The organism is Psychrobacter aestuarii (genome assembly GCF_904846035.1).
Taxonomy (GTDB): Bacteria; Pseudomonadota; Gammaproteobacteria; order Pseudomonadales; family Moraxellaceae; genus Psychrobacter; species Psychrobacter aestuarii.
On the sequence record NZ_CAJGYT010000001.1, the window covers coordinates 413,105 to 426,426 of the forward strand.

13 protein-coding genes are annotated in these 13,322 nt (G+C 52.8%); 10 read left to right on the forward strand and 3 right to left on the reverse strand.

Annotated elements, in window-relative coordinates:
* Nucleotides 1-24: 24 nt before the first annotated feature.
* Together rsmA and pdxA are read right to left on the reverse strand one after the other, a co-directional pair.
* The gene (gene rsmA / locus JMW05_RS01555) at nucleotides 25-903 is read right to left on the reverse strand and encodes a 16S rRNA (adenine(1518)-N(6)/adenine(1519)-N(6))-dimethyltransferase RsmA (RefSeq protein WP_201503670.1); all 879 of its coding nucleotides are present in this window, start codon (nucleotides 901-903) and stop codon (nucleotides 25-27) included.
* A gap of 151 nt (nucleotides 904-1,054) precedes the next feature.
* Complete coding sequence (gene pdxA, locus JMW05_RS01560; protein ID WP_201503671.1) at nucleotides 1,055-2,134, reverse strand: 4-hydroxythreonine-4-phosphate dehydrogenase PdxA; 1,080 nt, start codon at nucleotides 2,132-2,134, stop codon at nucleotides 1,055-1,057.
* A gap of 340 nt (nucleotides 2,135-2,474) precedes the next feature.
* Between pdxA and dnaB the strand changes: the two genes are divergently transcribed.
* From dnaB to argF, 3 genes are all read left to right on the forward strand, one after another.
* Entirely contained in the window at nucleotides 2,475-3,878 is a 1,404-nt protein-coding gene (gene dnaB, locus JMW05_RS01565; RefSeq protein ID WP_201503672.1) for a replicative DNA helicase, read from the forward strand.
* Between the two features lie 69 nt (nucleotides 3,879-3,947).
* Nucleotides 3,948-5,048, forward strand: a complete 1,101-nt coding sequence (gene alr / locus JMW05_RS01570; protein ID WP_201503673.1) for an alanine racemase — start codon at nucleotides 3,948-3,950, stop codon at nucleotides 5,046-5,048.
* Between the two features lie 151 nt (nucleotides 5,049-5,199).
* A complete protein-coding gene (gene argF, locus JMW05_RS01575; protein ID WP_201503674.1) occupies nucleotides 5,200-6,120 on the forward strand; it encodes an ornithine carbamoyltransferase in 921 nt (306 codons plus the stop codon).
* An 84-nt stretch (nucleotides 6,121-6,204) separates the two neighbouring features.
* Here the strand turns inward: argF and rpiA are convergent, their stop codons facing one another.
* Entirely contained in the window at nucleotides 6,205-6,870 is a 666-nt protein-coding gene (gene rpiA, locus JMW05_RS01580) for a ribose-5-phosphate isomerase RpiA (RefSeq protein WP_201503675.1), read from the reverse strand.
* A gap of 234 nt (nucleotides 6,871-7,104) precedes the next feature.
* Between rpiA and ilvA the strand changes: the two genes are divergently transcribed.
* From ilvA to JMW05_RS01615, 7 genes are all read left to right on the forward strand, one after another.
* Entirely contained in the window at nucleotides 7,105-8,658 is a 1,554-nt protein-coding gene (gene ilvA, locus JMW05_RS01585; RefSeq protein WP_201503676.1) for a threonine ammonia-lyase, biosynthetic, read from the forward strand.
* Nucleotides 8,659-8,780: 122 nt separating this feature from the next.
* The gene (locus JMW05_RS01590; protein WP_201503677.1) at nucleotides 8,781-9,197 is read left to right on the forward strand and encodes an RNA-binding S4 domain-containing protein; all 417 of its coding nucleotides are present in this window, start codon (nucleotides 8,781-8,783) and stop codon (nucleotides 9,195-9,197) included.
* A 271-nt stretch (nucleotides 9,198-9,468) separates the two neighbouring features.
* Nucleotides 9,469-9,966: a low molecular weight protein-tyrosine-phosphatase gene (locus JMW05_RS01595; RefSeq protein ID WP_201503678.1), complete on the forward strand. Its 498-nt coding sequence runs from the start codon at nucleotides 9,469-9,471 to the stop codon at nucleotides 9,964-9,966.
* Between the two features lie 114 nt (nucleotides 9,967-10,080).
* Nucleotides 10,081-11,172, forward strand: a complete 1,092-nt coding sequence (gene murB, locus JMW05_RS01600; RefSeq protein ID WP_201503679.1) for a UDP-N-acetylmuramate dehydrogenase — start codon at nucleotides 10,081-10,083, stop codon at nucleotides 11,170-11,172.
* Nucleotides 11,162-11,929 carry a YdcF family protein gene (locus JMW05_RS01605; RefSeq protein ID WP_201503680.1) on the forward strand — a complete coding sequence of 256 codons (768 nt, stop codon included), beginning with the start codon at nucleotides 11,162-11,164 and terminating at the stop codon, nucleotides 11,927-11,929. Before murB ends, JMW05_RS01605 begins: the two co-directional genes overlap by 11 nt.
* Before the next feature lie 202 nt (nucleotides 11,930-12,131).
* Complete coding sequence (gene ccoS, locus JMW05_RS01610; RefSeq protein WP_201503681.1) at nucleotides 12,132-12,347, forward strand: cbb3-type cytochrome oxidase assembly protein CcoS; 216 nt, start codon at nucleotides 12,132-12,134, stop codon at nucleotides 12,345-12,347.
* Between the two features lie 48 nt (nucleotides 12,348-12,395).
* Entirely contained in the window at nucleotides 12,396-13,289 is an 894-nt protein-coding gene (locus JMW05_RS01615; RefSeq protein ID WP_201503682.1) for a sulfite exporter TauE/SafE family protein, read from the forward strand.
* The last annotated feature ends 33 nt before the right edge of the window (nucleotides 13,290-13,322 follow it).

Consider the following 13,322-nt stretch of genomic DNA (forward strand, 5'->3'; position numbering starts at 1 on the left):
AGCTTGTCTTACTCGTATCTGGCATTACGCCTCATCATCGCCTGCAACCATTGGCTTGCTGTGGTTGCTCAGCGCCACAAAATCGGCGACGCTTAAGGTCTCAGGACGCGCCTGCGGATTGATACCACAGGCGTCAAAGTCGCTCTCAGCCAAAGTTGGTAGCAGGGTCGACTGTTTAAAAATCGCGCGCAAGGTCTTGCGGCGATGGTTAAAGGTCTCACGTACCACGATAGCAAAATAATCTTCATCTTCTGCCACAATGGGCTTGGTGGTGTGCGGGGTCAAGCGAAAGACCGCGCTCGTCACTTTGGGCGGCGGATTGAACGCGCCTTTAGGGACAGTCAACAGATAATCGGTGTCGCAGTAATACTGCATAATGACCGAGAGGCGACCATAAGTCTTGCTGCCCACATTGGCGGTGATGCGCTCAACCACTTCTTTTTGTAGCATAAAGTGCATGTCTTGAATGACATCGGCAAAGCTGAGCAAGTGAAACAAAATCGGCGTTGAGATGTTGTAAGGCAGATTGCCGACCACGCGCAGCTTGCCACGCGCTTCGCTATACAGCTCACGGTAATCGACATGCATGGCATTGTCTTTAATAATGGTAAAGCTGTCGTGACTGTTCGCGCCGATGCGGATACGCAAGCTGTCGGCAAGGTCACGGTCAAGCTCGACCACCGTCATCGCGTCCACTTCTGCAAGTAGCGGCTCGGTCAATGCGCCCATACCGGGACCAATCTCGACCAAATTGTCATCGCGGTTGAGATGAATGCTGTCCACAATCTGACGAATGATGCTGCTGTCGTGCAAGAAGTTTTGCCCAAAGCGCTTTCGGGGTTGGTGTTTGGCAGCGCGTAGGCTGGCACTGATGGACTTGGCGTCAAACGAGTTTGTGGACATAAACGAATCTTCATCAATAAAAATAACAATCAAGGGCTGCCAATATCGTATCTGGCATGGCTGGTGCGCGATTATAACACAGCTGGACGATGACGGATAAATCCTAAACGTCCATAGCCGCTGTGCTTATCTTATCTCACGCTGTGCTCAGCTATGCCACAGGACGCGCCTGCATCGCCATGTCGTGCGCCATCAGCACCGCTTGGTACAGACTGCTGGCGCTGGCAGCACCATGACCTGCCAAGTCCAGCGCCGTGCCGTGGTCGACTGAGGTGCGGATATAGGGCAGCCCTAGCGTTAAATTGACCGTATCACCAAAGCCGTGTGACTTGAGCACAGGCAAGCCTTGGTCGTGATACATGGCAATCACCGCATCACAATGCGCCAGATGGCGTTTGGTAAATAAAGTATCGGCTGGCATGGCAAGCGAGATATCAACGCCCATATCAATAAAGCGCTGCAACACAGGATTAATCACGCGAATCTCTTCGTCTCCCAAGTGCCCGCCCTCGCCTGCGTGCGGGTTGAGTCCGCACACCAAAATGCGCGGATTGGCGACACCGAATTTTTGCTGCAAGTCTTGTAGCACAATCTCAACCGTACGCTCGACATTCTCCGTGGTGATGGCGGCAGGCACGTCTTTTAATGGCAAATGCGTGGTCACTAGTGCCACTTTCATGGCAGGATTGGCAAGCATCATCACCACCTTGTCACAGCCACTTTGCTGCATAAAAAATTCGGTATGCCCGCTGAACATCGAGCCGTCGAGCAAGCGCAGCCCTGCGTCAATCAGCGCTGATTTTTGTAGTGGACCCGTCACTATCGCCGCTACCCGCTTGGTCATCGCCAACTGATGCGCCAGCTCAAGCTGGGTGAGCACCATGGCGGCATTATTGACATCAATCTGTCCTGGCACCACAGGCGCCGCGCACGGTACGTTAATCACCACAAACTCGTCATCCGCCTCGTGGTTTAATGTCCCTGCGTCGATGTCTTCTAGGTTAATGGTCGGGCGTAAAGTAGGCGTCATGACCTGCCATTTGAGCCCATGCGCAAGCGACCCATTTGCCAGTAGCTCGTCGGCACGCTGTTTTATCATCTGCGCATCTGCCAACACCCAAATCGGACGACCCAGCGCCCGCAGCTCGCCAGTCTGCGCCAGCATGAGGACGATATCCATACCGATACCCGCAGGCTCGCCTGTGGTGATGACCAGTGGTTGTTTTTGCATACGTATTCCTCCAATCGTGTTTTTTTATTATTATGATGATTCTACACATAAAAAAACGCACGGTTAGTCCTTGCCAATCGCGGTAGGTGTCTATGGTTGATGTGGTATTCCTGCATGGGCAGTATCAGTACACCCAAAAACCCGATGGCAAAAAACGGCGCATCAAGGGCATAATGTGATAGAATCTCGCTCTTGATTGTAGCATCAAAACATCCATATTCTGCGCGTATTTTGGTACGCGCATTGTTGTCCATGCTCAGGCGTCACAAACGCGCGCCTGAGCATGACAGCACTCATCTACCGCGTATTTTATTCACTGACACTGACTTTTTAGGCACTCATGGCAGATACCAGCAAAACTGACGACCTACTCAACCAGCAGCCCCCGCACAATATCGAGATTGAAAAGGCGCTCTTGGCATCCTTGATGAGTATTGAAGAGGCGTACGACAAGATTGCCGATATCGTCACCAAAGACGACTTTTATGCAGGACGACATCAGCATATTTTTGATGCCATCGCACATTTGGCAGCGGTCAACGAGCCTTATGATACGGTAATGGTACACGACTGGCTGGAGGCGCAAAAGCTGCTCAAAAGCGCAGGCGGTGACGGCTATCTGGCGGACGTGCTGAGCCAAAGCCCCGCAACTTTGTTTAACTTGACCGCCTACGCCCAGCGTGTGCGTGAGCTGTCCACTTTGCGCCAGCTGATTACGGCGGGCAACGACATGCTGAGCTTGGCATACAATCCCAAAGACCAAAGCGTCAGTGATATCTTAGACCGCGTGGAAGCCACCGTATTTAGCATCAATGAGCAGCACAACAAGCGCGCCGAGCAGCGCGGTCCTGTAGGCATTACCTCAGTGCTGACCAATGTCGTTGACCAGATTCAGGCGCTAAAATCCAACCCCGATGGCATGATTGGCTTGCAAACGCCGTTTACGGAGCTCAATAATAAAACCCAAGGCTTGCAGTCGGGCGATTTGATTATCGTTGCGGCGCGTCCATCGATGGGTAAAACCACCTTTGCCATGAACTTAGCAGAGGGCGTCTTGTTCAATGCTGACTTGCCTGTCGTGGTGTTTTCGATGGAGATGCCCGCTGAGTCTATCGTGATGCGTCTGCTGTCCTCTTGGGGCGCGATTAATCAGACGCACCTGCGCTCAGGGCAGATGAATGAAGACGAATGGGCAAAAATGATGAACGCCATTCAGCACTTGCAGTCCAAGCACTTATACATTGATGACAGCACCGCGCTGCCGCCCTCAGAGCTGCGCTCACGCTGTCGCCGTATCGCCAAAAACCATGATGGACGCCTCGGCGCTATCGTCGTCGATTACTTGCAGCTGATGAAAGTGCCCAGCCTCGATGGCAACCGTGTGGGCGAAATCTCAGAAATCTCGCGCAGTCTAAAAGCGCTGGCGCGTGAGCTAAACTGTCCTGTAATTGCGCTCTCGCAGCTGAACCGCAGTCTTGAAAACCGCCCCAACAAGCGTCCCATCATGTCGGATTTGCGTGAATCGGGCGCGATTGAGCAGGATGCTGACTTAATCATGTTTATTTATCGTGATGAGGTCTATAATGAAAATTCTGATGTCAAAGGGGTTGCTGAGATTATCATCGGCAAACAGCGTAACGGCCCTATCGGTACAGTACGTCTCGCCTTTGAAGGTCAGTTCACCCGCTTTTCTAACTTAACGCCTGAGTATTACCAAAACGCCAACTTTGATGACGACGAATAAGCCCTAGCGGCTCACGTATCGTATTCTGGCACGCTTTGGCGATATCAGCCAGATGACAGGACATCATATATGCGTACCGTAACCATCCACCCCGCCGCCATTACCCACAACCTACATGAGGTCAAGCGCCGCGCCCCACAGTCCAAAGTGCTGGCGATGGTTAAGGCAAATGCCTACGGGCACGGGGTGTCGGCGGTGTTGCCTGCATTGGCAGAGGCGGATGGTATCGGGGTGGCGATTTTGTCCGAAGCGCTAGAAGCACGGTCGCTTGGTTGGGACAAGACCATCGGTCTGATTGAGGGCGTGTTTAGCGAGGACGACTGGCACACTGCCATCAAACACGATATCGGCTGCGTGATTCATCATCAGCCGCAGCTCGACTGGGCACTTGCCAGCGCACCACCAGCAGACAGCGCCACGCGCACGGTATGGCTAAAATACAATACAGGCATGAACCGTTTGGGCTTTGATGATACGGCATTAATCAGTGCCGCGACCGCCTTGCACGCGGCAGGCTATCAGCTGATTTTAACCACCCACTTTGCCAATGCCGACGTCAAAGCGCACCCGCTAAACGCCAAACAAATCCAGCGCTTCACAGACATGCTCGCTTATTTACAAACGCACATCAGCGCAGACATTCAAGGCTCGCTGTGCAACTCCGCCGCCATCGTTAGCCAACCTGAGCACCATTTTGACTGGGTGCGCCCTGGCATCATGCTGTACGGCGGCAGCCCCATCACTGAGGCGAGCGCTGCCGAGCTGTCCCTACGTCCCGCCATGACCTTTGCCTCGCAAGTTATCGCTATCCATACCGTCAAGGCAGGCGATGCAATCGGCTATAGCAGCCTATGGACAGCATCCGTCGATACCCGCGTGGCGCTCATCAGCGCGGGCTATGGCGATGGCTATCCGCGCGTGATTGATAGCGAAGCTGACGTCGTGATTCATGGGCAAACCAAAGCGCACTGCTGCCCGATTCGTGGACGCGTGGCGATGGATATGATGGTCATTGATATCGAGGCGGCGGGCGATGACATTCGCCTTGGCGATACCGTAACGCTGTGGGGTGATGCGCCGCATGTCGATACGGTCGCAAGCTACGCGCACACCATCAGCTATGAGCTGCTCTGCCGTCTCAGTCCACGTGCCACGCGCCAAATCCATTAAGCGCATTTTTTCTTTACCAAAATTGGGCGTTTACATTAAAAGTAATTGCGATATACTAAAAGTTTGCTGTCGTCACAGTGCGCCTTGGGTGGGCGCGCTTATTCGTTGTGGCAGCTCCCTTTACTGACTGAGTTCGACTGCTAGGATTGCTATGAGTTTGCGCCATTTTTTGACATTATCTGATTTCACCAGACAAGAATTACAAGCGCTCATCCAGCGCGCCAGTGAGCTACGCCGCATGCAGCATGCAGGCGAGGTTTATCAGCCATTTGTGGGACGCACGCTTGGCATGATTTTTGAAAAATCATCGACCCGTACGCGCATCTCTTTTGAGACAGGCATGGGACAATTTGGCGGCAATGCCATTTTCTTGTCACCAAAAGACACCCAGCTTGGTCGCGGTGAGCCGATTCAAGACTCTGCTCGCGTCATCTCTAGCATGGTCGATATCATCATGATTCGCACCTTTGAGCACAAAAACGTCGAGACCTTTGCCGAATACTCAAGCGTACCGATTATCAATGCGCTGACCGATGAGTTTCACCCCTGCCAGCTGCTTGCCGACATGCAGACCTATTATGAGCATCGCGGCAGCATCGAAAATAAAATCGTGACGTGGGTCGGCGATGGCAACAATATGTGCTCGTCCTTCATGCAGGCGGCGAACCAGTTTGGCTTTGAATTGCGCGTCGCTGCGCCGTATGGCTTTGAGCCTGACCCTGTCTTGATGGAGCGCTTTTCGCATTGCGTGAGCCTCGTCGAAAACGTCCAAGACGCGGCAAAAGATGCGCACCTGATAGTCACTGACGTCTGGGCAAGTATGGGTCAAGAGTCTGAGCAGAACACCCGCGCCCGCCGTTTTGCGCCGTATCAAGTCACGCCGTCCCTACTCGATAAAGCCGACCCTGAAGTGGTGTTTATGCACTGCTTGCCTGCGCACCGCGGCGAAGAGATTTCGCACGACATGCTCGACGACCCACGCTCGGTCGTTTGGGACGAAGCAGAAAACCGCTTGCACGCACAAAAGGCACTGATGGAATTTTTGTTAAAAGACAAGATTAAACTGGCATAAGTGAATCATCTTTTAAGCATCATAAAAAAGGCAACGTACCAAACGCTGCCTTTTTTTATGCCAAGTCGTGTTTAGCGCAATCGCTTACACCTCACGGGTGATGGTTTCTACGCCCGCGCTGCTTGCTTTTAGCACAACGTCTGCACGATTGGCGGCAAAGATACCGTTACACACCACGCCGACGATGTTATTTAGCGTCTGCTCCATCGCTGCCGCATCACTTACGTCCAAATCATAGGTATCCAAGATAACGTTGCCATAATCGGTGACAAAGCCTTCGCGGTACACAGGCTCACCGCCGAGCGCGGCAAGCTGGCGGGCGACATACGAGCGCGCTTGCGGCAAGACTTCGATAGGAATCGGGAAGCCGCGTCCGAGCACATCAACGGTTTTGCTCTCATCAATCATGCACACAAACTGCTTTGACGCCGCCGCAACGATTTTTTCGCGGGTCAATGCACCGCCGCCGCCTTTGGTTAAGGCAAGCTCAGGATTGACTTCATCAGCGCCATCAATGTACACATCGAGCGTGCCTGCGACATTGAGATCCACAATCTCGATACCAAGCGCACGCAGCTTGTCTTCAGTGACTTGAGAGCTGGCAACCGCGCCTGCCAGATTGACACTGGGCAACAGCTCAATCAGACAGTTGACCGTGCTGCCTGTCCCCACCCCAAGAATCATATCGTCTTCGATGTACTGTAAGGCGGCTTTGGCGGCGGCTTGCTTTTGTGCTTGCTGATCACTCATCATAAATCCTTAGCAACATAAAATGAAAAATGCGTGACCATTATAACCAATGACGCGCGCATTCCTAGCCCATATTTTTATTCCCCTGCCATCTGATGCACTAACCATCGCCAAGTGCGGCAAAATCCACGCCTAACTTGCAATTGCTCCTTGCAAGATGGGCAAAATCAGCATAGGCTAATCTACTTTGTATACGAATCTTGACACACCCATTCAATCGCCTTAGGAGTTATTATGCTGTCACGCTGGGTCCGCGCTGTTTTGCAAGCCACTGTTTATGATGTCGCCATTCAAACCCCACTTGAGCCTGCACCCAAACTGACCCAACGCTTTGACAACGACATTCGCCTAAAGCGTGAAGACTTGCAGCCTGTGTTTTCATTCAAGTTGCGCGGCGCGTACAACCGAATCAGTCAGTTAGATGATGAACAAAAGGCACGCGGGGTCATTTGTGCCTCCGCAGGCAACCACGCGCAAGGCGTCGCTTTTTCTGCGCGCAAACTTAAACTGAACAACATCATTGTGATGCCGACCACCACCCCTGATATCAAAGTCAGCGCGGTCACGACCTTGGGCGGCAATGTGGTATTGCACGGCGACAGCTTTGATGAAGCCAACCGCTACGCCATCGAGCGCGCCGAGCGTGAAGGCTTGACCTTTATCCCGCCGTACGATGATGAGCTGGTCATCGCAGGTCAAGGCACGATTGGACTAGAATTGACCCAGCAATGGCGTGATGTCGATTATGTGTTTGTCGCGGTTGGTGGCGGCGGTCTCATCTCAGGGGTCGCGGCGTTTTTGGGCGAAGTTGCCCCACATGTCAAGGTCATCGCAGTCGAACCAGAAGGCGCTGCTTGCCTAAAAGCCGCACTAGAATCGGGCGAACGCGTCCGTCTGCCCCAAGTTGGCTTATTCGTCGATGGCGTGGCAGTGGCGCAGATTGGCAAGCTGCCGTTTGACGTGGTGCGCCTGCCCAAAAGCGATGGCTCAGGTGCGGTGGTCGAGCCCAATGTCGTCACTTGTAGCAATGACGAGGTGTGCGCAGCGGTCAAAGACGTGTTTGAAGAAAACCGCAGCATCGTTGAGCCCGCAGGCGCACTTGCCGTCGCAGGCATGAAAAAATACATCAGTGAGCACAACTTACAAGGCAAAAACTGCGCGGCCATCATCTGCGGCGCGAACATGAACTTTGACCGCTTGCGCTATATCGCTGAGCGCACCGAAATTGGCGAGAAAAAAGAAGCCATCTTTGCAGTCAGCATCCCTGAACAGACGGGCGCGTTCTTGAACTTTTGCCGCAGCCTGCGCGGACGCAACATTACTGAATTTAACTACCGCGCTAGCCATCCTCAGTCGCCAGACTCTATGGAGCCTGCCGCCATATTTGTCGGTATCGCGCTCAAAGAGGGCGACAAAGAGCGCAAAGTCATCAGCGAGCAGCTCGGTGACAATGGCTATGACGCCTACGACTTGACCGAAGACGACATTGCCAAGTCGCATATCCGTCACTTGATTGGTGGTCACGCCAGCATTGATAACGAACAGCTGTTAAAAATCAGCTTCCCTGAACGTCCAGGCGCGCTATTGACGTTTTTGGAAAAATTGGGCGATGACTTTAACATCACCCTTTTTCATTACCGCAACCACGGTGCCGCAGAAGGGCGCGTCTTGGTCGGCCTGCAGGCGACCGAAAGCAACTCACGCCAGCTCCAAGATGCCTTGCAAGACATCGGCTATGACTGCATGATGGTCACGGACAACATTGGTTATCAGTTGTTTTTAAAGTAGTCGTTTTGTCCCCTGCTTTGAGCGCTGATGACTTGAAAGCGGCTGTTTGCGGCGCTATATAACGTTTTAGACAATGGTTTAAAACGTTATGCAAACAGCGTTGCCAAATAAAAGAGGACAGCATGGGAAAACATACCGACACCGCAGCATTAGAGCGTATGCGCATTGACAAATGGCTATGGGCAGCGCGTTTTTTTCGTACCCGCTCACTTGCCAAACAAGCGATTGAGGGCGGGCGCGTCCATCATGCGGGCAGCCGCGTTAAGACCAGTAAAGAAATCAGCATTGGTGATGAGCTGACCATTCGTCAAGGCTCAGCGACCGCCATGACCGAAAAAACGGTCGTGGTCACTGCCCTATCAGCGCAGCGCGGCGGCGCAACTGAAGCGCAATTGCTGTATACCGAGACGGATGAGAGCGTATCACGCCGTGAGTACTATGCCGAGCAGCGTAAGCTCGCGAACCTTGCGCGTCCCGACCACAAGCCCAATAAAAAAGAGCGCCGCGACATTCAGCGTCTAAAACAGCGCCAAAGCTAAATGCCATAGCAAGGTCAACTGCTTAGCAAATGGTCACTGACAGCACGCTCATGCAGCCTATTACTGGTCGCGTCACATTCGCTTACCACTTCCTTTAAAAAAACACCTCAAAAGCGGCTCAGATGACGTGACTGTCTAAGTATGCCGCTTGTCATCGCGCAGCGAAAGCGTTACCCTACGCGCTCGATGCGGACACCCTGTACCTATGCCTGTGCTCATGCTGTGACACTCGGTGCTTGGTATGTTTTTTGCAAATCACAAAGGTCATATTATGCTGACAAAAGCGTCTACTCCCTCCTCTGTCTTATTGGTTTGTCTTGGCAATATCTGTCGCTCGCCGACCGCTGAAGAAGTGTTTCGTCAGCAGGTGGCGATTGCAGGTCTAAAAATCAAAGTCGACTCGGCGGGCACAAGTGGCTGGCACGCAGGTGACCGTCCTGATATCCGCGCGCAAAAGCACGCCAAAGCGCATGGCTATAACATCAGCAAGCTGACCTCCCGCCAAGTCAAGCCGCAAGATTTTTATGACTTTGATTTGATTTTAGCAATGGACAGCAACAATCTTGATGACTTGCATCAGCTAAAAGACAAGCTGGCTGACGATGATGATACGGTCGCGCGCCTTGCCTTGTTTAGTGAAGAAGACCCCATCTATAGCGGCGATGATGTGCCAGACCCCTACCAAGGCGGCAGCGATGATTTTGAAGAAGTCATCACCCGCATCGAGTCCAGCGCACAGGCGTGGATTGAAAGCTGGCGCATGCGCTAAGCAGTGCGCTGCCTTTATTATCTTGCGATGGTTTTGGTAATATGCGGACTACATTATTTGGGGACAGGCGTTTTATAATACCCTACCCGTATTTTTGATTTGATAGGTTGTTTTATGACCACAGCGCCCAGCCCAACCCTACATACCGATTATGACTTGTCACACACCAACACCATGGCGCTCGCTTGCACTGCCCAGCAGGTCGTTACGCTCAGCCAAGAGTCCGAGCTTGACGCTTTTATGGCAAGCAATGATGCCGATAAGCTGCCTTTGTTTGTGTTGTCAGGGGGCAGCAATGTTTTGTTGCCCAGTCATTTGGCAGCGACGGTCTTACGCCCACAGATGCGCGGCATTCATGTCATCGCACGCGGCGCTGATTATGTTGATATCGAAGTCATGGCGGGTGAAAACTGGCACGAGCTGGTGGTGTATACCGTCAACCAAGGCTGGTATGGTCTGGAGAATCTTGCGCTTATTCCAGGCTTGGTGGGCGCGTCCCCTGTGCAAAACATTGGCGCCTATGGCGTACAGCTTGAGGACACCGTGCAGTACGTACGTGCGTATCACTTAGAGACGCGCACTTGGCATACTTTTTCAAAGGCAGAATGTGAATTTTCTTATCGTGACAGCCGCTTTAAGCAAGCGCCCAATACGTGGCTGATTAGCCGTGTGGGCTTTCGCTTACACACCGACCCCACCCGCGTTTGTGCCAATTACGGTGATGTGCAGCAGACCGCGCACACCTACGCCAAGCAATCAGGACGCGATAGCGTGCATGCTATTGATGTGATGCACGCGGTCATCGATATCCGTCAGCAAAAGCTGCCCGACCCCAAAGTCCTTGCCAACTGCGGCAGCTTTTTTCAAAACCCCATCATTACCAAGGCGCAGTTTACCGAGCTGCAAGCCGACTATCCGAGCATCGTGGGTTATCCGATGCCCAATGATACGGTAAAAGTTGCCGCAGGGTGGCTGATTGAGCATGCAGGACTAAAAGGCAGCGGCGTTGCGCCCATTTTGACCCATACCAAACAAGCGCTTGTTTTAACAAATCACGCGCCTTATCAAGCAACACAGCACGATGTAGCAATAGCCCAGCAATACATCGCCGATACGATATACGATAAGTTTGCCATTACGTTGGCTCGCGAACCTGTTTGGGTTTGTGCCGACGCCAGTATTGGACATACTGAGCATGCACTCTAAACGGCTCTGGCGTTATTATTTGCGCGCCGCTGAGCGAACGCTTAAGGTTTTTCGTATTATCAATATGACATTTATAATCGGTTCGACGATGATCGTCATCGTGTTGGTCAGTCTGTTTACGCCACTGTTTTCAAAAACTGTGGTGTATCTGCTCATGCACTTGCCCCTACCTGATACCGATGGCGCAAACAACGACGCGCCGCCGACCGCTTATGTGGTCTTGGGCGGCGGTCTAACCAATGATAAGAACAACCGCACCATATTAAATGCCTATAGCCTAAACCGTGCGCGCGCGGCGGCAACCGCCTATCATGATGAGCCGCTACCGATGGTGTTAAGCGGTGCAGAAGCGCCATGGCTCAAAGCATGGCTGACCGAACACGGTGTCAAAGACATCATTAGCGAAAACGCCAGTATGAATACCTGCGAAAACGCACGCTTTACAGCAAAACGCGCTGACTTACAGCACGTCTATCTGGTGACAGATGGCTACCACATGACCCGCGCGCGCCGTCAATTTGCACTGAACAATATTCGCACCACACCCATCGTCGCACCTTTGCCTGTCTCGCGCAGCTGGTCAGCACCTGCGCACAATCTTAGCCATTCGCGTCGCTCCGTATATGAGGTGGTCGCCTATCTGCGCGATATTCTCCGTCCGCAGCCCAACTGCCGTGACGCGACCGATGTCAGTACGCGTGAGCTGCTCACCCCGCGTGGTCATGCGCACCAGCAAGACCCGAGCGACACGCCGTAATCCGCCTTTGCTGTCTTATCAGTGTGTCTATCGTTGAGTGATGATATCAATTTATTATCATCTTCTTCTTATCCTTTCGCGGCGTCGTCTGCGCTGGCAATACACTGCTCGTTTTACATCACAGCGACTTGCGGGCAGCAACGACCCATCCGTTCGATAATTGGCGTATAATAATGTGAAATTGACCGCCAAGAGGTTTATAATGCTCAGCATCTTTTTACTTATCCCACTGAGTCTCATGCTGTTCGTGGTCGCAATATGGGCGGTACGCTATGCTGTCAAGTCCAATCAGTTTGAAGACTTGGACAATGCCTCACAGCGCATCATCTTAGATGACCGTCAAGAGCGCCGCGCCACCGCACAGGCGCATGAGAAGCAGCCGCCGCACCATGCAGATGATGACGACACATCAGTATAAGGTCAGTTGGGCATAGTGCGTGGTACGGATGGACGATAGAGGGCGAGCATGACAGCAGCATTATTATTGGCAGCATTATCTATGGGCTTTTTGGGCTCACCGCACTGCTTGGGCATGTGTGGCGGCCTAGTGACCGCATTCGGTCTGTCTATGAAAGACGCAAGCCCCAATAAACGCCGCGCTTTGGTCGCCACGTATCATCTAGGGCGCTTGTCCAGCTATGCGTTTTTGGGTCTGATTGCAGGCTTTATCGGCACGACCGCCCTTGCCCCTTTTATGACAGACAATCACTTACCGCGTATCTTGCTCGGTTTGGTGCTGTTGTTTGTGGGCATGACCATGCTCGGCGCACCCTTTTTGTCCAAACTTGAAAAATTAGGCATGCGCTTTTGGCAGGCACTTGCACCACTGCGCCAAAAGGTCTTTCCATTAACCACCTTTCCGCGCGCACTTGCCGCAGGGCTACTGTGGGGGTTTTTGCCGTGTGGCTTGGTGTATGGCGCGTTACTGATGGCGGTCGTTGGGCATAGCGCACCGACGGGTGCGGCGCTGATGTTCGTCTTTGGCTTGGGCACATTGCCGATGCTGGTCGCTACGCACAGTACCGTCAGCTGGCTGCGTCATCATATCGGACGTCTGCGCTTGCGTCAGATGAATGGCGCGCTGATGATGCTCTCAGGCGTTGCGGTGATTGCCGTACCATTAGCCATGAGTGGTATGCACGGCGGTCATGGACATGGTGGACACGCGGCAATGATGGCGGATGAGGGTGCCGCGATGCACATGACGCATGACCAGCACAATATGTCTGAGATGAGCCATTCGGACATGACGCACGCAGAGATGAATCACGACGCTATGGATGCAGATGCCATGCACGACATGCACAGCACCCATGATATGGCTATGATGGATGATACGGACACGCAGCACGCGCACTAAAATAGGAATTATCCTGTCCTATTTCTTAATCAT

Coding starts and splice junctions, on each gene's coding strand:
- rpiA (WP_201503675.1), bottom strand. CDS start 6,870: ATGAGTGATCAGCAAGCACAAAAGCAAGCCGCCGCCAAAGCCGCCTTA.
- argF (WP_201503674.1), top strand. CDS start 5,200: ATGAGTTTGCGCCATTTTTTGACATTATCTGATTTCACCAGACAAGAA.
- alr (WP_201503673.1), top strand. CDS start 3,948: ATGCGTACCGTAACCATCCACCCCGCCGCCATTACCCACAACCTACAT.
- rsmA (WP_201503670.1), bottom strand. CDS start 903: ATGTCCACAAACTCGTTTGACGCCAAGTCCATCAGTGCCAGCCTACGC.
- dnaB (WP_201503672.1), top strand. CDS start 2,475: ATGGCAGATACCAGCAAAACTGACGACCTACTCAACCAGCAGCCCCCG.
- ilvA (WP_201503676.1), top strand. CDS start 7,105: ATGCTGTCACGCTGGGTCCGCGCTGTTTTGCAAGCCACTGTTTATGAT.
- ccoS (WP_201503681.1), top strand. CDS start 12,132: ATGCTCAGCATCTTTTTACTTATCCCACTGAGTCTCATGCTGTTCGTG.
- pdxA (WP_201503671.1), bottom strand. CDS start 2,134: ATGCAAAAACAACCACTGGTCATCACCACAGGCGAGCCTGCGGGTATC.
- JMW05_RS01605 (WP_201503680.1), top strand. CDS start 11,162: ATGCACTCTAAACGGCTCTGGCGTTATTATTTGCGCGCCGCTGAGCGA.
- JMW05_RS01590 (WP_201503677.1), top strand. CDS start 8,781: ATGGGAAAACATACCGACACCGCAGCATTAGAGCGTATGCGCATTGAC.
- murB (WP_201503679.1), top strand. CDS start 10,081: ATGACCACAGCGCCCAGCCCAACCCTACATACCGATTATGACTTGTCA.
- JMW05_RS01615 (WP_201503682.1), top strand. CDS start 12,396: ATGACAGCAGCATTATTATTGGCAGCATTATCTATGGGCTTTTTGGGC.
- JMW05_RS01595 (WP_201503678.1), top strand. CDS start 9,469: ATGCTGACAAAAGCGTCTACTCCCTCCTCTGTCTTATTGGTTTGTCTT.